Source organism: Bacillus sp. SRB3LM (assembly GCF_015712745.1).
GTDB classification, from domain to species: Bacteria; Bacillota; Bacilli; order Bacillales; family Bacillaceae_G; genus Bacillus_A; species Bacillus_A thuringiensis_K.
On record NZ_VWVQ01000017.1, the window covers coordinates 220,732 to 239,009 of the forward strand.

Below are 18,278 nucleotides of genomic sequence, written 5' to 3' on the forward strand. Positions count from 1 at the left end.
ATGATACACTTATATGTATAACCGTTAGATAGGGGCGAAAAAACATGTATCCTACCGAATACATACAATTTTTAATTCATTTCCATGGAGATTATGACTATTTTGAATGTCACGAAATACTAGAAGAGTACTGGAAGACAAAACCAAGAGGTAATCGAGATCATTACTTAGTTGGTCTCATTCAAATTGCAGTTTCTTTATACCACCAAAGACGTGCTAACTGGAATGGTTCCACAAAAATGATGAAAAGCGCAATCACAATTTTAGAAAAAAGCGGTGTGCCTTTACAACGTTTAGGAATTAATCAAGTACAACTTCTTTCCTTGCTCAATGAAAGATTGCAATCTATCCATAAAAAAGAACGTTTTGTACCTTTATTTTTACCCTTATCAGATCCATTGTTAGAGAAGCAGTGCATAGAGTTATGTCAAAAACAAAACCTCTCTTGGAAAGACTTGAATGCTATCCCAGTTGAATATATTATAAACAAGCACACTTTGCGTGATCGCACAGAGGTCATTACTGAACGATACGAACAATTACAAAAAAGAAAGCAGAGATAATAAACTACTTATCTCTGCTTTCACGAATGTATATTTTGTTCTAGCCCTTTACATTTTTCGCAAAAACTTGCCGTTTGCTCATTTCCGCAAATTGTAAACTCAAGAAATTTACTCTTTAACTCTTGAACCATCTTCGTCCCAATCCCCACATGACGGTGAGACGGGTTCACACTCAAATGCTGAATTTCTAATACATAATTCTCTTTTTTTACAATCCCCATTATTCCAACAAAATCTTCATTTTCTTTCCACAAATACAATTGCCAATCATCTTTTGCTTCATATTCTTTCATTGTCAATTGTAATGTTTTCACATCTTTTTCAGTTGGCATAAACGAAAGAAGCCCCATTGCAATTTTTTCATAACTTTTTTTAAAACGAATTAACATAACCCTTATCCCTTCTTACAAAAGTTACAAACTAGTAATCCCCTCAATCACTCTTTTCATATCACATTCATTTTACAATATTTTCAACAGAGTGAGAAGAGTCTAAAACAACTTGATAATCATACAAAGCGAAAAGAAGAAAGTCAAATCTATGTTTCAGCACTATTCCTTTAATAAATAGAGTTAAAAAAAGAAAATTTTATATGGAATGGAAAGAAACACATCATTCAACATCACTTCATTCATAGTTACTCTAAAGCAGCACAATTCTAGCAAAATTAATATAACAAAAAATATTTGTTGAAACATATAATGTAATGTATTCTATGTAATTTGTTAAAGGTTTGTTCTCACAAGCAATATATTTTAGCAACAACACTACTTGTATGATGAGCTGTAGAAGAAGTACTCGATTTCATTAAAAATAAAAAAGAGAGCAAAAGCTCTCTTTTTCCTTACCTTATTCTTCCCAAACTTTAACTTCTTTCATTACATCGCCTTGACGCATTTTTAATACTGTTTCAATACCGCTTGTTGCTTTACCGAATACAGTATGAACACCATCTAAATGTGGCTGTGGCTCATGAACGATAAAGAATTGGCTACCGCCTGTGTTACGGCCAGCGTGAGCCATAGAAAGTGATCCTACAAGGTGTCTATGAGGGTTTCCATCAGTTTCACATGGAATAGAGTAACCTGGGCCACCTGCACCTGTACCTGTTGGGTCTCCACCTTGGCTTACGAAGCCAGGAATAACACGGTGGAATGTAACACCGTCATAAAATCCTTGCTCTGCTAATTTTTTAAAGTTTTCTACTGTTTTTGGTGCTTCTTCTGGGAAAAATTCCAAGTCGATTTTTTCACCGTTTTCCATTAATATGTATCCTAAAGTTTTCATACGTATATGTCTCCTTTCAACTATCTCAGCACTATATTACCACATTCATGACTAGAAACAAAAAGAATCCGACAATCTAGATACTTCTTTTTTGAAATGTGGAAAAAGTCAGGTGACAAATAAGAAATATATACTATAATAACTTTGTTGCCCGAAAATTTTAGAAAGAGAAAGGGAGCGATTTTTCGTGAAAACGAAATTACTAGCTCTGCTATTAGCTGTAACGGTATTTATGATGCCAACAGCTTCGTTTGCAGACATCATCGAGGGAGAATCAATTGTTACATTAGGAGAGAACTTATCTGAACAACAAAAACAAGATCTGTTAAAAGAAATGAAAGCACCGAAAGATGCTACAATTATTACTGTATCTAATGCGGAAGAACATAAATTTCTAGAAGGCATTGTTCCAAAAGCACAAATTGGTACGAGAGCAATTTCTTCTTCTATGATTACATACACAAAACCAGGATCTGGTCTTATTGTACGATCAAAGAACATTAACTGGGTAACAGATGCAATGTACACTAACGCTTTGATTACAGCAGGTGTAAAAGATGCAGAAATTCAAATTACTGCACCTTTTAAAGTTTCAGGAACTGCAGCTTTAACTGGATTAATGAAAGCATACGAAACTGCGTCCAATAAACAAATTCCTGAAGAAGTTAAAAAAGTAGCGAATGAAGAAATGGTACAAACAGCCCAGCTTGGTGATAAAATTGGTGAAGAAAAAGCAGTTCAACTTGTTGCAAAAATTAAAGAAGAAATTGCAAAAGAACAGCCAAAAACAACAGAAGATTTACGTTCATTAATTAAAAAAATTGCTGATCAACTCGGCATTACATTGACAGATGAACAGTTAGATAACTTAGTATCGTTATTTGATAAAATGAAAAATCTTAATATTGATTGGAATCAAGTTGGTAGTCAATTAAACAAAGCAAAAGAACACGTTTCTGCCTTCTTAGTTTCTGAAGAAGGACAAAGTTTTCTAGATAAAGTGAAAGATTTCTTCTCAAGTATCATTGATTTTGTTAAATCTTTATTCAAGTAAAAAGAAGCCCGTCAGTGACGGGCTTCTTTTTTATACAAGTAACGGTAATTTCATAACAGCCTCTTCAACCGAACGCACTATATGATTTGCTTTCTCCTTTACATATGGATGGGCATGATGAAGAGTAAATGAATGCGGGGTTACTTCAAACATAGAAATATCATTGAAAGAATCTCCAATACAAGCAACTTCATTTGCTTCAATTTGCAAATGGTCCATTAGTCGCTTTAGAGCACTCCCCTTACTCACCCCTCTTGGCATAATATCAACATAGCGTTTACCTGATATAAAAACTTCCGCTTCGCCTTGAAACGTATCTCGTAGCTCTTGATCTAACGTTACAATTTTCTCTTCTTCTCCAAAAACAAACAATTTTGCAGGGTGTACAGTCTTACCAAACTCTTCTTCTAACGCTTCAATTTCAGCAATATGCACGCCCATATACGCTTCAAAATTATGGTGATGTTCATTCTTCCTTTTTGTATATCGCTGCTCATTTCCACAAACAATATCCGCTAGTCCTTTTTTATGTATATATCGATATATTTCCTGGGCAACCGTATTTTCAAAACTCGATTCATGAAATAAATTCCCATCCGGAAGTAACATTGTCGCTCCATTTAAGCCAGTTGTGTAATATGGGAATGAAAACCTTTTTACAACTTCATCAATTCTGTGTGTAAAACGGCCAGAGGCAAAACAAATATTTGCCCCTTTCTCAGCTAACCAACACAGCGCACGTTCATCTTCTTTTTGCATATGATTCACATCGTAAACGAGCGTGTCATCTAAATCACTTACAAATAATTTAATCATGTCCTCTTCCCCTTCCATACACAATATCTACTCTAAGTGTACACAAAAAATGTTTGATTTTTGTTAAAAAATAATAAATTTTCGCTAAAAAAATAAACGGGTGTATAATCCCGTTTATTTTTGTCTTTTTACATTTTGAGGTCTTACAATACTTGGTCGTACTTTTAAACTAGACATCGTTGGACGGAGTAAAATTTTTGTTAACGCGCCCCAATCAAATGGTAAAAACGGCCATAAATAAGGTGTTTGTAAACTTTTTATAGACGTTAAAAATAAAATTAATATCGTCATACCAATTACAAATCCCATCTCCTGGAAGAGACCTGTCAAAATAATAACAAACAATTTTCCAACCTTATTTCCGAGTCCTAATTCATAACTCGGTGTTGCATATGCACCGATCATAGAAACCGCAACATACAAAATAACTTCTGGTACAAACAAACCTACATCGATTGCTATTTGACCAATTAATATGGCGGAAATTAATCCTGCTGCAGACGATAACGGCGTTGGAGTATGAATGGCTGCCATCCTTAAAAATTCAAGTCCGACCTCTGCCATTATTACCTGTAATAAAATTGGTAAATGCGTCATCTTAGTCGGTCCGATGAAAGCAAGATTTTCTGGTAAAAGAGTTGGGTCAAATACAAACACTAACCAAAACGGTAGTAAAAATAAGGAGAATAAGACACCTAAAAAGCGTACCCAGCGTAAAAATGTCCCGACAGCCGGATTTTGTCTAAACTCTTCTGCATGCTGTAAGTGGTGGAAATATGTTGTTGGAGTAATCATAGCACTCGGTGATGTATCTACTAGTACTAACACATGTCCTTCTAATAAATGATTTGCTGCTACATCTGGTCTTTCTGTATATCGAATAAGTGGGAATGGGTTATAGCTTTGCTTTACAACAAATTCTTCCACTGTTTTATCAGCCATCGTAATTCCATCGACATCGATGTTATTTAATTCTTGTTTTATAATCTTAACTAAATCCGGATTTGCAACATCTTGTACATACGTAATACAAATATCCGTTTGCGATCTATCTCCTACTCTAATCATTTCATTTCGAAGACGTGGGTCACGTATTCTTCTACGAATTAACGCTGTATTTACAACGATATTTTCAACAAACCCATCCCTTGCACCACGTACAACCTTTTCTGTATCTGGTTCTGTCGGAGTCCGCCCTGGATAACTACGAACATCTATTGCGAACGCTTCCGTTTCACCTTCCACAAATATAACGATGAGTCCTGATAATACTTGGAGCATTACCTCATCCATCGTTTTCACTTTACTTACTTGTTGATGAATTAAACGATTCTCTAGAAGCTTCACTGTATCTTCTTCTACATCCCTTATTTCATTTGTATCCACCGCTTCTTCTAAAATAGGGATAATATAATTCGTATCACAGAGTCCATTTACAAACAACACACCAATTTCTTTATTTAAAATTTGAAATTTACGAATGCCAACATCGTATGTAACACCCAGTCCAGCTGTTTGCTTTAAGTAATTTTCATTATCACTTATGAAAGATGAAATTGGGATATCCACTTTTTTAGGCTTCGTCATAAAATCCACTCCTTTCCAAAATTAATTGAATTGCTTTTTTTGTAATTGGTGATCCTCTCTCCCATTCATCATTTCCACACATCTTACCAATATCACCAATTCCAACGATGACAGGAACATTCAAATCGTCTAAACAATAAATTGTATCTCCGCTAATTCTGCCAATTTCACCATCTGGAAGTCCAAATTTATCCACACCATATTCGGTTAAGTTCCCGTTCCGATCTACATTTACATCTACGCGTGCCCATTCCCAATGATGCGTATTAGACGCTACTGCTAAAATGCCAAGCACATCAATTTGTTTATGGGTAGCCACATATTTTAAAGCCTTTTCACCAGATCCTTCTCCAATAAATCCACTGTCATCAAACATGACAAATACAGGGTCATATGGCGTTTGCATAATAAGCTCAACAACTTTTTTCCCTGTCAATTTGGTTGGATTACTTTGTGATGCTGAAATACACCTACCCCCAAATTCCTTCGTTAAAAGCTCAATTGTCCGCTTTGCATATTCATCTCCATCTGTGACCAAAACAACCCTTCGTCTCATTTGATTTATCCTTTCGGTTTACATATAAGTGCTATAAAAAATGAAAACAATATCGCTGCGGAAATGCCCGCAGACGTTAAACTAAACATGCCAATACCAATTCCTAAATATCCATGTTTTTCTGCTGCTTGCATTGCTCCGTGCAATAGTGAATGTCCAAAACTTGTAATAGGGACTGTGGCTCCAGCACCTGCAAACTTTATTAGTTTATCGTACAAGCCAAATCCATCTAATATTGCTCCGATGACTACAAAAGTTGCCATTAAATGAGCTGGTGTTAACTTTGCGAAATCTAACAATAGTTGCCCAATTACACAAATAGCTCCACCTACAAGAAATGCGTATATAAAGTCCACAATTCACTCTCCTTTAACTCTCTCAAATACAACACCATGTGCAATTGTTGGAATCGTCTCTTTCTGTTGCATCATCATCGGGCTTAATAATGCACCAGTCGCAACGACAAAAATTCGTTGTAAATTCCCTTTTTGCATCTCGTGTAATAAATGACCATATGTGACAACCGCTGAACAAGCGCAACCACTACCACCTGCAAACACTTCTTCTTGACTTGATTCATAAATCATCAATCCACAATCATTGTATATATGCCCAAGATCATAACCTTCCTCAAGTAAAAGTTGTTTCGCAATCGGCGTCCCAACAGCTGATAAATCACCCGTAACAATCAAATCATAGTCATCAGCACTTCTTCTCAAATCTTCAAAATGCTGTTGAATTGTATGAGCTGCTGCTGGAGCCATCGCTGCCCCCATGTCCAAAGGATTTGTGATTCCTAAATCTTGCACTTTTCCGATTGTAGCCGCCGTAATTTTAATTGCACTTTTTTCATTACTAATTAATATAGATCCTGCACCAGTCACAGTTGAATTTGCTGTCCCTGGCTTTTGTCCACCGTACTCTGTTGGATAGCGAAATTGTCTTTCAGCCGTTGCATTATGACTACTTACTGTAGCTAAGACACGATTTGCAAATCCACCGTCTATAAAAGCTGAGCCAACTGCTAAAGTCTCCATAGACGTCGCACAAGCGCTAAACATTCCTAAAAAAGGAATACCCCACTTACGCGCAACATAATTCGCTGTCACTGTTTGATTTAATAAATCTCCCGCTAAAAAGAAATCAATTTGCGATGTTTTTATATTCCCTTTTTGCACTGCTTGTTGAATTGAGTCCGACATTAACCTTCGTTCGGCGAGCTCCCAATTTTCCTCTCCACAATGTAAGTCATCATATGAAATATCAAATTTTTTTCCAAGAGGGCCCTCAGCTTCTTTCGGACCGACAGCAGTGCCCGTTGCATTTACATATATATCATTTTGAAATACCCACGTTTGTTTTCCGGTCAACCTCATACTAGCCCCTCCTTTAAGACATAAAAATTTTAAAGGTATACCTTATCAACCCAATGATATATGCACCAACAACTCCAAATACAATCACACTTCCTGCCAATTTAAACATATTTGTAGCAATCCCTAGAACAACCCCTTCGCTCTTATGTTCTAAGGCAGCGCTCGCCATAGAATTTGCAAATCCTGTTACCGGTACCGCTGATCCTGCTCCAGCAAATTGACCGATTTTATCATATACACCACATCCTGTTAAAATCGCTGATACTAAAACAAGAGTTGCAACAGTTGGGTTTCCTGCCTCTTGTTCACTGAAGTGAAAATAATGTATATACAATTTCATCAATACTTCTCCAACTGTGCAAATGAGTCCACCTACAAGAAATGCTTTGATACAATTTAGTAAATAGTTTGGCTTTGGATGATACTTCTTCACTTTATTTATGTAATCATCCTTCAATTTCTGACTTGTCATTTATATACTGCCTCCTACCTTACGAAATAAATCCAGTGAAACAACGACCCTATTACTTTCCCAAGTACAAGAGCAACGAGTAAAACAATAATCTTCCCCTCTACCCCTACTCGTTTCGCTAAAATAGGTAGAACATTTAACACCTCTGTTAATGCCGCAGCAAGCATTCCGATGAACGTGCCACAAAATATCCCTAATATAACGAGCCAATATTGCGACGTTTGAAATGTAATATTTTTCAAACTGCACCAAGCCCCTGTTAACGTACCTGCAATGACCGCCCACTCAAAATATTGAATATGCTTTCCACTTCTCGTTAATTGAGCTAAACGGGGGATTATACCAAGTACAGCTAAAAATGCGACATATCCGCTACCTACCGCAATCCCTCCAGCTAAACCAATTAAAATAACAAATCCAGACTCAATCATCGGTAAGTTGTTTCATATTATCCTTGTTTTCATTAACGATTACATATTGATCAAGTGACTGTTGGTATTGAAACATCTCAACTTCTAGCGGACTTGGCTCTTCATTAATTCGTTTTTGAAATACATGATTAAAGAATAAAATCATTCCTAAGCCAAGGCCTAAAGAATAAGGAATTTGAAATAAAAGTGGTTGCGCATTAAATTCTCCAGTAATCATGTAATATAACCGTTGATGTACTTGTTGCATACTTACATCTTCATGGAAATAAATGATCGCAAGGGCCGCTCCAATGAAAAGTAACAACCATACAAGTCCGAAAAAAATTGGTTGTGCCTTCTTTTTTTCGTATATAATTTCAACAAGAGTTTGTCCAGAACCGAGTAAATTAATTTGTACATGAGATGCTTTCTGTTGAATAATCTCAATTACTTTCATAACATCAATTACAACATGAGTCTTATCATGCACTGTTATTTTGTAAACTATCTCATTTTGTAACAACTCAACTACGGAAGAATCTCCGGCAAGTTGAGCAACATCACCCAGCTTTACTTCATAAGTAGGAGAAACTTTTAAACGATTGCGCATTTTAATATAAATCGTTTGTTCCAACTTTCATTCACCCCTTCACTCTTCCTCGTAGTTGTAGTATGGTTATTGAATTTTTTTCTAATACAATTTTTTCATAAAAAAACATCTGCACCATTTCGGTACAGATGTTTTTACTTATGCCTTTTTCTTAAATAAGTTTGCAATACTTAATGCAAGCCCTCCCCAAATGACTACGATTCCAATAACCATCATCATAATCGCTGATCCACTCATTATGAAACACCTCGATCTTTCCATTCTTTTTCAAGCTTTGCAGAATCCGAATGTATTTGTGCATCCCATTTCTTTAGACTAATAATTAGCGCAACAATAAGGAAGGCTACTGCTATCGACCAACCATACGTTACAACAAACTCAGTCGGATAATCTCCGTAGTTCTTTTTAATATTTTGGATTGTACCATCAATTAGCATATACCCTAACATAAGCGGAGTAATAACGAGTAAACTCACTCTCCAAAACGTTCCTAATTTAATGTCAGATACAAAGTTTGCATGATTTTGATAAACTGGTAAACGACGTAAAATGAGCCCTATCGTCACTACTTCCGCAAGCGCAATTGTAATTAATCCGAAATTATTAGCGAAATAGTCGACAACATCTAAGAACATAAGCCCACCACGTGTTGCAAAAGCAAGAGAAACTAACACGAGAAGGGTTCCCATAATTCCAATGGTTTTTTCCCGACTTAAACTGAATTTTTCAGACACAGCAGCAAAGCATACTTCCGCGAGTGAAATAAGTGATGTGATTCCAGCAACCGTTAACGATAAGAAAAATAATACACCAAACAACGGTGACATCGGTAATTCATTAATAATTTGCGGAAACACTACGAACGCAAGCCCAACGCCAGCACTTGCTACTTTATCAACCGGTACTCCCATATTATTTGCCATAAACCCAAGAGCTGCAAAGACCCCAATACCTGCTAATAATTCAAATCCTGAGTTTGCAAATCCAGTAATAAAGGCATTATTTGTTGTATCCGAGTTTTTCGGTAAATAACTAGAATAAGTAATCATAATTCCAAATGCTAAAGATAAACTAAAGAATATTTGACCATAAGCAGCAAGCCATACTTTCCCATCAAAAATACGACTCCAATCTGGTTTAAAGAATGCATCTAGTCCTTGCATAGCACCTTCCATCGTCACTGCACGAACGACGATAATAAGGAACATAACAACTAATAAAGGAATAAATATACGGTTAACCACTTCGATTCCTTTTTTAACTCCTTTAAATGCAACGCCAAGCACAATAATCCAAACGAGAGCTAACGGAATTAATACTTCCGGTACAAGTCCTCCAAATTGTCCTGGCTTATCTGCAACATGTAAGTACTCTTTAAATAAAAATGATTGCGTGTCTTTTCCCCATGCTCCAGTAATTGCAAAGTATGTATACGATATAGACCAAGCAATAATCACTGCATAATATGTTGAAACGATAAATGTTACGCACATTTGCCACCATCCAATAAATTCGGCACGCGGGCTAATACGGAAAAATGTAAGTGGTGCTGAACCACGATGACGATGACCAAGGGCAAACTCAAACGCTAACAATGAAATACCAGTCGTTAATAATGCAAATAAGTACGGTAAAAAGAATGCTCCTCCTCCATTTTCATACGCTGTATAAGGAAAACGCCATATGTTTCCTAATCCAACGGCAGATCCGACCGCTGCGAAAATAAATCCAGCTCTCGTTCCCCATTGTTGCCTCGTTTCCATGTTTCCTTCCCCCTTTATGACAAGTTCATACTTGGATTATATTTTAAATTGAATAAATTATCAATAAATTCTGTTAATTCTTTCGAAAATTAACATCTCTCTCCTATTAACGGCATAAAAAAATCGAATAGACAATTATTCGTCTATTCGATCTTTCATCTGTTTTAATATTTTCTTTTCAAGTCTTGAAACTTGTACTTGTGAAATGCCTATGCGCTCTGCTACTTCTAACTGTGTTTGATCTTTATAGTAACGCAAGTATACAATTAAGCGCTCTCGTTCATCTAGTTCTCTAATCGCTTCTTTTAAAGCAATTTTATCGAACCATTTCGTTTCAGATTGATCTGCAATTTGATCTAAAATAGTGATTGGATCGCCGTCGTTTTCATATACAGTTTCATGTATAGATGAAGGAGCACGGCTCGCTTCTTGCGCTAGAACAACTTCCTCTGGCGTTAGTTCTAGTGCCTCTGCCACTTCATTAATCGTTGGAGCCCTTCCGAACTCTTTCGAAAGCTCATCTCTCATCTTTCGAATTTTGTTCCCTGTTTCTTTTAAAGACCTACTAACTTTCACTGATCCATCATCACGTAAAAAACGTTGTATCTCTCCAATAATCATGGGAACTGCATATGTTGAAAATTTCACGTCGAAAGATAAATCAAATTTATCTACCGATTTTAAGAGCCCAATACATCCAATTTGAAATAGATCGTCTGGTTCGTATCCTCGATTAAGAAACCGCTGTACAACCGACCAAACAAGACGCATATTACTTTGAACGATTGTATCTCTTGCCTGTTGATCTCCATCTTGACTTTTTTGAATTAACGCTTTTAGCTCGTGGTCCTTTAACTGAGGTTTCTTCTTCTCATTTTTGACCTCTATGTCCATAGGCTATTCTCCTTAATTGCATAGAGCGTTACTATTTGATAAGTATTTTGTCAAATGGATTGTTGTCCCGAAAGATTCGTTTGAAATAACTTCTACTTCATCCATAAAATTTTCCATGATAGTAAATCCCATTCCGGAACGCTCTAATTCAGGTTTAGTTGTAAAAAGGGGTTGTCTCGCTTCATCTAAGTTAAAGATTCCAATCCCTTCATCTCGAATCGTGAGTTTCACCATTGCTTCTTCCAAAATTACAGAAATATAAACAATACCTTCTGCATTTCCTTCGTATCCATGAATAATTGCATTTGTAACCGCTTCTGACACAACTGTTTTAATCTCCGTTAATTCTTCCATCGTTGGATCTAGTTGTGCAATGAAAGCCGCCACTGTAACGCGAGCGAACGATTCATTTTGACTTAATGCTGAAAATTGAAGGTTCATTTCATTTCTCATCTATGCCACCCCCAACGTCGCGAGCGCGTGCGCTTCACTTTCTTCTAAGCGAACGATTTTGAATAAGCCCGACATTTCAAATAAACGCTTAACAGGCGGTGAAATTGCACAAACAACCATTTCTCCACCTAATCCCTTTACGTGTTTATATCGGCCTAATATAACACCTAGACCAGAACTATCCATAAACGATAAGTTCTCTAGGCTCAAAACAATATGATGAACACCATGTGTCTCAATCATATCTGTTACTTTCGTTCGCAACTCTTCAGCCGTATGATGATCTAATTCACCCTCTAGTCTCACACATAGGACGTCACGTTTCACTTCTAATTGCATGGAAAGACTCACACGATTTCCTCCTTATGCTCAAACTTTACTTTTTCACATACATAAAGATTTTCGTGATACAAAATAAGAATCCTTCCTGCTGACAAAAGAAGAACTATTTCGTCATAAAGTGAAACCTTTCAGCATTATTCACTTACATACGAATAGAAAAGCGGCAAAATATTTGCCGCTATTTTGATGTTGAAAACATCCCAAAACTTCTTTTAAATAACTCCCACCAGCTCGCTGCAGCAACATCTTCTTTTGCTACAATTGTTTGTTTTAATAAAACATCTTTATCTTTTTTAATAACAAGTGTACCAAGCGCGTCACCTTTTTTAATCGGTGCTTTTACTTTCTTTTCAGCAATTACTTCTTGTTTTACCTTGTCCATATTCTCGCCCTTCTTCATAAGAAGAGAAACATTATCTGATGCAACTAAATCTACTTTTTCTTTTTTCCCTTTCCCTACTTGAACTGTCTTAATTTTTTCGCCGCGCGTATACAATTTCTTTGTCGTATATTGTCCAAATGCATAGTCAAGAAGCTTCGTCACTTGGTTGTTCCGTTCTTTTGATGTTGGTGCTCCCATGACAACTGAAATGACACGCATGCCATTTTTTTGAGCCGATGCTGTTAAACAATATTTCGCTTCTGTCGTAAAACCTGTTTTTACTCCATCTACGCCAGGATAAAAACGTACTAGCTTATTCGTATTAACGAGCCAAAACTTTTTATCCGTATCTTCACGTAAATAATCTTCGTACTTACCTGTGTATTTACGAATAAGTGGATACTTCATCAATTCTCTCGCCATTATAGCCATATCATTTGCTGTGGAATAATGGTCTTTAGCCGGAAGACCTGTCGGGTTTTGAAAATGTGTATTTTTCAGCCCTAGATCTTTCGCCTTTTTGTTCATCATATTTACAAATCCTTCTTCTGAACCTGCGATATGCTCGGCTACTGCAACAGATGCGTCATTTCCAGATGCAATTGCAATACCCTTTAACATCTCATTTAGAGTCATCTCTTCCCCAGGTTCTAAAAAGATTTGCGATCCACCCATTGAAGCTGCATGTTCGCTCGCTCTAACTTTATCGGTCAGTTTTAGTTTTCCTTTTTCAACTTGTTCCATAATTAAAAGCATTGTCATAATCTTTGTCATACTAGCAGGTGGTAATTTTTCATTTGGGTTTTTATCAAATAAAACTTTACCTGTATCTTGCTCAATTACGATTGCTGACGACGCTTGTTCCGCTAACTTCGGTGTTGTTTCTTCTGTTTTCTCCTGCTTCGTTTTCTCAGATTGTGCGAAACTCACTGAAGTTCCAGAAAGCAATAACATGAAACAAACAAGTATTCCAAAAACTCGCTTCATGACTAACCCTCCATTCTATATCAGACCTATTTTTTCCAATTTACTCTTTTTTAATACCAAATTTTTCTAACATTTTCAGTTGACAAACACATTCATCCCCTATATTGTATTAAGTGTATTACACGAAGTAGTACACTTAATACATATGAGGAAGGAGACATTGCTCTTGCATATTCAACTTGATCCAAGAAGCAACACTCCGATATGGGAACAAATTGTTCAAAATATAAAAGAACTCGTATTGAAAAACATGTTGGCTCCAAGTGATAAACTTCCTTCTGTACGCGAACTCGCTTCTTTACTCGTTATAAATCCAAATACAGTGAGTAAAGCGTATCAAGAGTTAGAGCGACAAGGAATTATTGAAACGTTACGAGGAAAAGGAACATTTGTATCTCAATCGATTACCCCAACATTAGACGAAAGGAAAATCGCTATGGTTGAAAAGCAATTTCATCAATTACTATTAGAAGCCTCTTATCTTGGTGTTACGAAAGATAAAATTCATGATTGGATAGATTCATACTATAAAGAGATTGGAGGGAATGCGGATGTTGAAAGTGACAAACTTGAAGAAAACAATTGATAATCAAACAATTTTAGACGATGTTTCTTTCACATTGCAAAGAGGGAGTATCATCGGATTACTCGGAAGAAACGGCGCGGGAAAAACAACTTTATTGCGAACGATGGTCGGTATTTTAGACCCAGACGAGGGAACTGTTACATATGAAGATACAAACATTCATCAGTTTCCTGAAATAAAGCAAAAAATTGTATATGTTCCTGATTCTACTAATATACTGAACGGCTATACGATAAAAGAAATCGTAAAGTTTTATAAAGAAGTTTATACCGCATTTAATGAAGCATATTTCTATGAACTGTTAGAACGTTTTAACTTACCAAACAAACGAATTCGTAGTTATTCAAAAGGAATGAAAGCACTGCTTGCCATCATTTTAGCTGTTGCTGCACAGGCAGAATATATTATTTTAGATGAACCAACAAACGGGCTGGATCCTATCGTTAAAAGACAGATTTTACAGTTTCTCGTTGGAGAAGTTGCAGAAAAAGAAATTACCATTTTCATCTCCACTCACCATTTAGATGAAGTAGAACAAATTGCAGATACAATTATTATGTTAAAAGGACATACCGTATCTTCTATTACATCATTAGACGATGCAAAATCACAATTTGCTAAAATCCAAGTAGCCTATGAACGCTCATTACCTCAAAAACTAGAAAACTTAAGCAATATTAAAATATTAAACCAAACGGGAAAAGTATATACAATCTTAATTGAGGGAAATGTAGCTACAACACTGGAGAAGTTTTATAAAGAGCAACCTATACTCATTGAAGAATTAACAATGTCACTTGAAGATGTCTTCGTTACGACACTGGAAGAGGATGGGTATGTTTCATAAGGCGTTGTGGATGTGGAATTGGAAGCGCGGGAAATATGCTGCGTTACTTTTTCTCTTCAGTTCACTTTATTTTTTATCTTTCGAATACTATCAAGCAGCAGAAACTCAACAGTCTCTCTTTCTCCATCCAGAAAAAATAGGTGAAGAAAAGTTCTACTATCATTATTCTTTTTATTCTTCTAATAGCTTTTGGTTAGGTATTATTACAATTATCCTATCCTGTATATTAATTGGCTGGGAGCGAAGTAATCAAAATGGAGATTCACTTATGACATTTCCATTTAAAAGACGTGATATGTTCTTATCGAAATGGGTTTTCGGTGGATTTTTCATTGTACTATCATTTCTAATCAATTGGGGTCTTATGTATTTTATTTATAAATCTACGATTCACTTTGAATATCAATCTTTCGAACCGTTTCATCGATATTTCCTGTATGCAATTTTCACATATATCGCTATCTATACTGTCTCTTTATGTATAGGTACATTTACTGGCAGTATTATTTCACAAAGCATCTTCAGCATTACTTTTTGCATAATGGGAATGGGAATCTTTTCACTCTTACTCCTTTTCTTTACAGCTCACGCTGAGGCAATACAGGGGAATAAAAGTTATACGAATTTCGAAAACATTTATAAATTCAATAAAAAGACCAACATTTCAAGCGCTATATTAGACTTTTCAATTAGTTATAATTACCACCCTACTGTCCAATCAGATGAAGATCATGGAAAAGTAATACAAAGGGGACCTACTTTTCATAGTTATTACTCTGCAAAAATAATACTTGTTCCTATCTTCTATACAATTTTCAGTTTACTTATCGGGATGTTTCTCTATGCAAGATCACCTAATGAACATAATAAGAAAATTTTCCTTTTTCCAAAATACAACTCACTCTGGATGTGGGGTACTACCTTTTATTTTGCATTAATAGGTGGGCAAATGTTAAAACGTTTTGATTTATTATTTAGTTACTATGTTGGATTCTTTTTATTTGGAATCGTCACTTATTTTATATTATCACGTCTTACAAACTATAAAGTTTTTTAAAGGAGAGATCCTATGTTTCAAAAAGCATTATGGGTGCATACCTATAAACAAAGTAAATATACTGTTTGGCTATTTTGGTTAGTAAGTTTTTATGTACTATCATATAAATACTATTTAGCAGCTGCCGAGCAACTAAAACATTTACATGAACATAATGAATGGAAATATATATACCGGTACAATTATCACCTTTCACTTCCCGATGCTATCATAGTTCAAGGAGGACTCCTTATTATATTAGCCTGCATTCTTATTGGATGGGAGCGTCAAAATCAATCAAGTGACATTTTATGGTCTATGCCATTTAAACGGAAACATCTCTTCATGACAAAATGGCTTTTTGGTGTGTGTAATATTGTAGCTATCGTTATATTGAATTGGGGACTTTTTGCTATTATGAAAAAGACTACTTTTCATAATAAGTATCAAATATTTTCACCATTTCATACCTATTTCTTATACATGTTTATCATCTTAATTGCTATATACACACTTGCATTATGCATAGGAACCATTGCTGGTAATATGATTTCACAAGGATTCTTCAGTGTTGCTATACTTGGATTCCCTTTTATTTTGCCGACTCTAATTGCCGGAGCTATTTCTATTCATACGGTTGGACTTACTTCCAATCATACCGTCTATACGGAGGATAATATAGATCGTTACGGTTCAGTAATAGAAAAAATGAGTATTTTAGCGCCCGTTCGCGGATTCACTATTAATTTTAATTACGATCCTCAACGTGCTTATACTGATCAACAAGGCGTACGTCATGATGAACCTAATTTTACGTATATTCCTTCAGCAACAAAACTTACCGGTCCAATTGCAAATATACTTATTCTATTCCCTTTAGGAATGTACTTATATACAAGATCACCTAATGAACAAAACGGAAACTTCCTATTATATCCAAAGCTTAAAACACTATGTATGATATGTTGTGTAATCTTTATTGGAATGTTTGGAGGAATGGCAGCGGGCGGAAGTGATTCTATCTTAAATTATTATATTGGTTTTATAGGGACCAGTACGATAGTCTACCTACTATTATCTCGCTTATTAAAATTTTCTTGGCGTGTGAAATAACCTCCTTTTGAAGGAGGTTATTTCACATTCTCTCTCCTATCCCCATACACCATCTCTTCTTTCATCCCAAATCCATCACCATTTTGCACAATTTGCTCTGTCGGTGCAACTATACTTTCGGCAATTTTCCATTCCCCACGCTCTTTCACGAATACTTGTAGAAAATAGTTCATGCCATCTAGTTGATATGCATTTTGTTTTTTCACATTATAGTGAATCGCAATGTAGTACACTTGAATGTTTTCTTTTCCTATTTTTGATACGTATTGCGATAATCTCGGTATATAGAGGGCCGCTTTCTGAAAAGATAGTTGCTTCGCTTTAACAAGCGATGAACTTGTTACATTACGTAATGTGTCCTGATTACGAATATTATCGCTATGGTGGAATAATACTGCGTTTTGCATAGAACGAACCCATAATTTCGAATATAAAACTGTATTGTCGTTTTCAATATACTTCACTTCTTTTCGCACCACTTGGATAGGCGTATCTGCGTACGTGAATGTTTGAAAATAGAAAAAACCACCAAATAAAATGGTAAGTGCAGCAATATATTTCATAATCTTTCCTCCGATCTTTTAATTAAAGTATCGGATTTTCAAAATATTTTTATTCAAAAGAAAAAGGATAGGAATGCTTTCGCTTCCTATCCTCATTTATTATAATACGCGGCCAAATAGTTCTAAGACCATTTCTATTTCTTGGTCGCTCCAACCTTTAAATCTCTCTTTATAATATTCTTTACGCACAGCTTCAAGTTTTTCAGTTACTTCTCTTCCGTGCTCTGTAATTTCTAAGTACACGATTCGACGATCTGAATTAGAACGTTTTCTTTCTACTAATCCTTTTCGTACGAGACGATCTGTAACAGCTGTAATATGACTGGAGGTTACGTTTACTTCACTCGCAATTTGCGAAGCCATCTGTGGACTCTTTAAAAATAACGCACGTAATACAGAAAATTCATTATATGGCATATGTTCTGCAAAACGTGTATTAATATCATTTTGTAATAAACGTATCATTTTTCGAAATGATGCAGATAAATCTAAAATCAGCGTTTCTCTTTTTTCGTTCAATAGCCTCGTCCCTTTTTTATCATATTTACACATATTATAATCTATAAATACCTATGTTGTAT

24 protein-coding genes are annotated in these 18,278 nt (G+C 35.7%); 6 read left to right on the plus strand and 18 right to left on the minus strand.

The features are described from left to right. The first annotated feature begins 44 nt into the window (after nucleotides 1–44). Entirely contained in the window at nucleotides 45–563 is a 519-nt protein-coding gene (locus tag F3I02_RS12075; RefSeq protein WP_000283593.1) for a DUF309 domain-containing protein, read from the plus strand. A 20-nt stretch (nucleotides 564–583) separates the two neighbouring features. Here the strand turns inward: F3I02_RS12075 and ribT are convergent, their stop codons facing one another. Further along, on the minus strand, nucleotides 584–952 hold the full coding sequence (gene ribT, locus F3I02_RS12080) for a GNAT family N-acetyltransferase RibT (protein ID WP_196478020.1): 369 nt from the start codon (nucleotides 950–952) through the stop codon (nucleotides 584–586). A gap of 460 nt (nucleotides 953–1,412) precedes the next feature. Further along, nucleotides 1,413–1,850: a peptidylprolyl isomerase gene (locus F3I02_RS12085; protein WP_000853782.1), complete on the minus strand. Its 438-nt coding sequence runs from the start codon at nucleotides 1,848–1,850 to the stop codon at nucleotides 1,413–1,415. Nucleotides 1,851–2,037: 187 nt separating this feature from the next. Between F3I02_RS12085 and F3I02_RS12090 the strand changes: the two genes are divergently transcribed. After that, nucleotides 2,038–2,904, plus strand: coding sequence for a DUF1002 domain-containing protein (locus F3I02_RS12090; RefSeq protein WP_196478021.1), 867 nt, complete (start codon nucleotides 2,038–2,040; stop codon nucleotides 2,902–2,904). Nucleotides 2,905–2,934: 30 nt separating this feature from the next. Here F3I02_RS12090 and F3I02_RS12095 read toward each other — a convergent pair whose 3' ends face one another. The 14 genes from F3I02_RS12095 to dacF form a co-directional block, all read right to left on the minus strand. Next, nucleotides 2,935–3,738, minus strand: a complete 804-nt coding sequence (locus tag F3I02_RS12095; RefSeq protein WP_142237961.1) for a Cof-type HAD-IIB family hydrolase — start codon at nucleotides 3,736–3,738, stop codon at nucleotides 2,935–2,937. A gap of 96 nt (nucleotides 3,739–3,834) precedes the next feature. Then, nucleotides 3,835–5,307 carry a spore germination protein SpoVAF gene (gene spoVAF / locus F3I02_RS12100; protein ID WP_000165589.1) on the minus strand — a complete coding sequence of 491 codons (1,473 nt, stop codon included), beginning with the start codon at nucleotides 5,305–5,307 and terminating at the stop codon, nucleotides 3,835–3,837. Then, nucleotides 5,294–5,863 (minus strand): stage V sporulation protein SpoVABEA, encoded by a 570-nt coding sequence (gene spoVAEA / locus F3I02_RS12105; protein WP_001254412.1) that lies wholly within the window; start codon nucleotides 5,861–5,863, stop codon nucleotides 5,294–5,296. Before spoVAEA ends, spoVAF begins: the two co-directional genes overlap by 14 nt. A gap of 5 nt (nucleotides 5,864–5,868) precedes the next feature. After that, nucleotides 5,869–6,219, minus strand: coding sequence for a stage V sporulation protein AE (gene spoVAE / locus F3I02_RS12110; protein ID WP_074593477.1), 351 nt, complete (start codon nucleotides 6,217–6,219; stop codon nucleotides 5,869–5,871). A gap of 3 nt (nucleotides 6,220–6,222) precedes the next feature. Next, the gene (gene spoVAD, locus F3I02_RS12115; RefSeq protein WP_001241159.1) at nucleotides 6,223–7,239 is read right to left on the minus strand and encodes a stage V sporulation protein AD; all 1,017 of its coding nucleotides are present in this window, start codon (nucleotides 7,237–7,239) and stop codon (nucleotides 6,223–6,225) included. A 13-nt stretch (nucleotides 7,240–7,252) separates the two neighbouring features. Continuing rightward, complete coding sequence (spoVAC, locus tag F3I02_RS12120) at nucleotides 7,253–7,711, minus strand: stage V sporulation protein AC (protein ID WP_000203814.1); 459 nt, start codon at nucleotides 7,709–7,711, stop codon at nucleotides 7,253–7,255. 14 nt (nucleotides 7,712–7,725) lie between these two features. Next, a complete protein-coding gene (gene spoVAB, locus F3I02_RS12125; protein WP_000572937.1) occupies nucleotides 7,726–8,142 on the minus strand; it encodes a stage V sporulation protein SpoVAB in 417 nt (138 codons plus the stop codon). After that, nucleotides 8,135–8,755 (minus strand): stage V sporulation protein AA, encoded by a 621-nt coding sequence (locus tag F3I02_RS12130; RefSeq protein ID WP_196478022.1) that lies wholly within the window; start codon nucleotides 8,753–8,755, stop codon nucleotides 8,135–8,137. The genes spoVAB and F3I02_RS12130 overlap by 8 nt, the downstream gene beginning before the upstream one ends. Nucleotides 8,756–8,869: 114 nt before the next feature. Next, complete coding sequence (locus tag F3I02_RS12135; RefSeq protein ID WP_000016826.1) at nucleotides 8,870–8,968, minus strand: methionine/alanine import family NSS transporter small subunit; 99 nt, start codon at nucleotides 8,966–8,968, stop codon at nucleotides 8,870–8,872. Then, complete coding sequence (locus F3I02_RS12140; RefSeq protein ID WP_000450085.1) at nucleotides 8,968–10,494, minus strand: sodium-dependent transporter; 1,527 nt, start codon at nucleotides 10,492–10,494, stop codon at nucleotides 8,968–8,970. The genes F3I02_RS12135 and F3I02_RS12140 overlap by 1 nt, the downstream gene beginning before the upstream one ends. 135 nt (nucleotides 10,495–10,629) lie before the next feature. Beyond that, nucleotides 10,630–11,388 (minus strand): RNA polymerase sporulation sigma factor SigF, encoded by a 759-nt coding sequence (sigF, locus tag F3I02_RS12145; protein ID WP_196478023.1) that lies wholly within the window; start codon nucleotides 11,386–11,388, stop codon nucleotides 10,630–10,632. Between the two features lie 12 nt (nucleotides 11,389–11,400). Continuing rightward, nucleotides 11,401–11,841 carry an anti-sigma F factor gene (gene spoIIAB, locus F3I02_RS12150; RefSeq protein ID WP_001243398.1) on the minus strand — a complete coding sequence of 147 codons (441 nt, stop codon included), beginning with the start codon at nucleotides 11,839–11,841 and terminating at the stop codon, nucleotides 11,401–11,403. Then, nucleotides 11,842–12,192 carry an anti-sigma F factor antagonist gene (gene spoIIAA, locus F3I02_RS12155; RefSeq protein ID WP_000059135.1) on the minus strand — a complete coding sequence of 117 codons (351 nt, stop codon included), beginning with the start codon at nucleotides 12,190–12,192 and terminating at the stop codon, nucleotides 11,842–11,844. A 169-nt stretch (nucleotides 12,193–12,361) separates the two neighbouring features. Further along, nucleotides 12,362–13,552: a serine-type D-Ala-D-Ala carboxypeptidase DacF gene (dacF, locus tag F3I02_RS12160; RefSeq protein WP_000831991.1), complete on the minus strand. Its 1,191-nt coding sequence runs from the start codon at nucleotides 13,550–13,552 to the stop codon at nucleotides 12,362–12,364. A 166-nt stretch (nucleotides 13,553–13,718) separates the two neighbouring features. Between dacF and F3I02_RS12165 the strand changes: the two genes are divergently transcribed. Genes F3I02_RS12165 through F3I02_RS12180 form a run of 4 tightly spaced genes read left to right on the plus strand, consistent with a single transcriptional unit; the run spans nucleotide 13,719 to nucleotide 17,134 of the window. After that, nucleotides 13,719–14,138 (plus strand): GntR family transcriptional regulator, encoded by a 420-nt coding sequence (locus F3I02_RS12165; RefSeq protein WP_000548037.1) that lies wholly within the window; start codon nucleotides 13,719–13,721, stop codon nucleotides 14,136–14,138. Beyond that, entirely contained in the window at nucleotides 14,104–14,985 is an 882-nt protein-coding gene (locus tag F3I02_RS12170) for an ABC transporter ATP-binding protein (RefSeq protein ID WP_000922110.1), read from the plus strand. The genes F3I02_RS12165 and F3I02_RS12170 overlap by 35 nt, the downstream gene beginning before the upstream one ends. Then, nucleotides 14,975–16,042 (plus strand): ABC transporter permease, encoded by a 1,068-nt coding sequence (locus F3I02_RS12175; RefSeq protein ID WP_000468524.1) that lies wholly within the window; start codon nucleotides 14,975–14,977, stop codon nucleotides 16,040–16,042. Before F3I02_RS12170 ends, F3I02_RS12175 begins: the two co-directional genes overlap by 11 nt. Nucleotides 16,043–16,054: 12 nt before the next feature. Then, a complete protein-coding gene (locus F3I02_RS12180) occupies nucleotides 16,055–17,134 on the plus strand; it encodes an ABC-2 transporter permease (RefSeq protein ID WP_000486565.1) in 1,080 nt (359 codons plus the stop codon). Nucleotides 17,135–17,151: 17 nt separating this feature from the next. Here the strand turns inward: F3I02_RS12180 and F3I02_RS12185 are convergent, their stop codons facing one another. Together F3I02_RS12185 and F3I02_RS12190 are read right to left on the minus strand one after the other, a co-directional pair. Beyond that, complete coding sequence (locus tag F3I02_RS12185; RefSeq protein ID WP_061884545.1) at nucleotides 17,152–17,697, minus strand: hypothetical protein; 546 nt, start codon at nucleotides 17,695–17,697, stop codon at nucleotides 17,152–17,154. A gap of 99 nt (nucleotides 17,698–17,796) precedes the next feature. Then, nucleotides 17,797–18,216, minus strand: coding sequence for a MarR family winged helix-turn-helix transcriptional regulator (locus F3I02_RS12190; protein ID WP_001003305.1), 420 nt, complete (start codon nucleotides 18,214–18,216; stop codon nucleotides 17,797–17,799). Nucleotides 18,217–18,278: the final 62 nt, after the last annotated feature.

What these genes read in the sequence shown, in the direction of transcription:
- dacF (WP_000831991.1), bottom strand. Translation starts at nt 13,552, where the DNA reads ATGAAGCGAGTTTTTGGAATACTTGTTTGTTTCATGTTATTGCTTTCT.
- spoVAEA (WP_001254412.1), bottom strand. Translation starts at nt 5,863, where the DNA reads ATGAGACGAAGGGTTGTTTTGGTCACAGATGGAGATGAATATGCAAAG.
- sigF (WP_196478023.1), bottom strand. Translation starts at nt 11,388, where the DNA reads ATGGACATAGAGGTCAAAAATGAGAAGAAGAAACCTCAGTTAAAGGAC.
- F3I02_RS12140 (WP_000450085.1), bottom strand. Translation starts at nt 10,494, where the DNA reads ATGGAAACGAGGCAACAATGGGGAACGAGAGCTGGATTTATTTTCGCA.
- F3I02_RS12175 (WP_000468524.1), top strand. Translation starts at nt 14,975, where the DNA reads ATGTTTCATAAGGCGTTGTGGATGTGGAATTGGAAGCGCGGGAAATAT.
- spoVAF (WP_000165589.1), bottom strand. Translation starts at nt 5,307, where the DNA reads ATGACGAAGCCTAAAAAAGTGGATATCCCAATTTCATCTTTCATAAGT.
- spoIIAB (WP_001243398.1), bottom strand. Translation starts at nt 11,841, where the DNA reads ATGAGAAATGAAATGAACCTTCAATTTTCAGCATTAAGTCAAAATGAA.
- F3I02_RS12085 (WP_000853782.1), bottom strand. Translation starts at nt 1,850, where the DNA reads ATGAAAACTTTAGGATACATATTAATGGAAAACGGTGAAAAAATCGAC.
- F3I02_RS12185 (WP_061884545.1), bottom strand. Translation starts at nt 17,697, where the DNA reads ATGAAATATATTGCTGCACTTACCATTTTATTTGGTGGTTTTTTCTAT.
- spoVAC (WP_000203814.1), bottom strand. Translation starts at nt 7,711, where the DNA reads ATGACAAGTCAGAAATTGAAGGATGATTACATAAATAAAGTGAAGAAG.
- spoVAB (WP_000572937.1), bottom strand. Translation starts at nt 8,142, where the DNA reads ATGATTGAGTCTGGATTTGTTATTTTAATTGGTTTAGCTGGAGGGATT.
- F3I02_RS12095 (WP_142237961.1), bottom strand. Translation starts at nt 3,738, where the DNA reads ATGGAAGGGGAAGAGGACATGATTAAATTATTTGTAAGTGATTTAGAT.
- F3I02_RS12170 (WP_000922110.1), top strand. Translation starts at nt 14,104, where the DNA reads ATGTTGAAAGTGACAAACTTGAAGAAAACAATTGATAATCAAACAATT.
- F3I02_RS12075 (WP_000283593.1), top strand. Translation starts at nt 45, where the DNA reads ATGTATCCTACCGAATACATACAATTTTTAATTCATTTCCATGGAGAT.
- F3I02_RS12135 (WP_000016826.1), bottom strand. Translation starts at nt 8,968, where the DNA reads ATGAGTGGATCAGCGATTATGATGATGGTTATTGGAATCGTAGTCATT.
- ribT (WP_196478020.1), bottom strand. Translation starts at nt 952, where the DNA reads ATGTTAATTCGTTTTAAAAAAAGTTATGAAAAAATTGCAATGGGGCTT.
- F3I02_RS12180 (WP_000486565.1), top strand. Translation starts at nt 16,055, where the DNA reads ATGTTTCAAAAAGCATTATGGGTGCATACCTATAAACAAAGTAAATAT.
- spoVAD (WP_001241159.1), bottom strand. Translation starts at nt 7,239, where the DNA reads ATGAGGTTGACCGGAAAACAAACGTGGGTATTTCAAAATGATATATAT.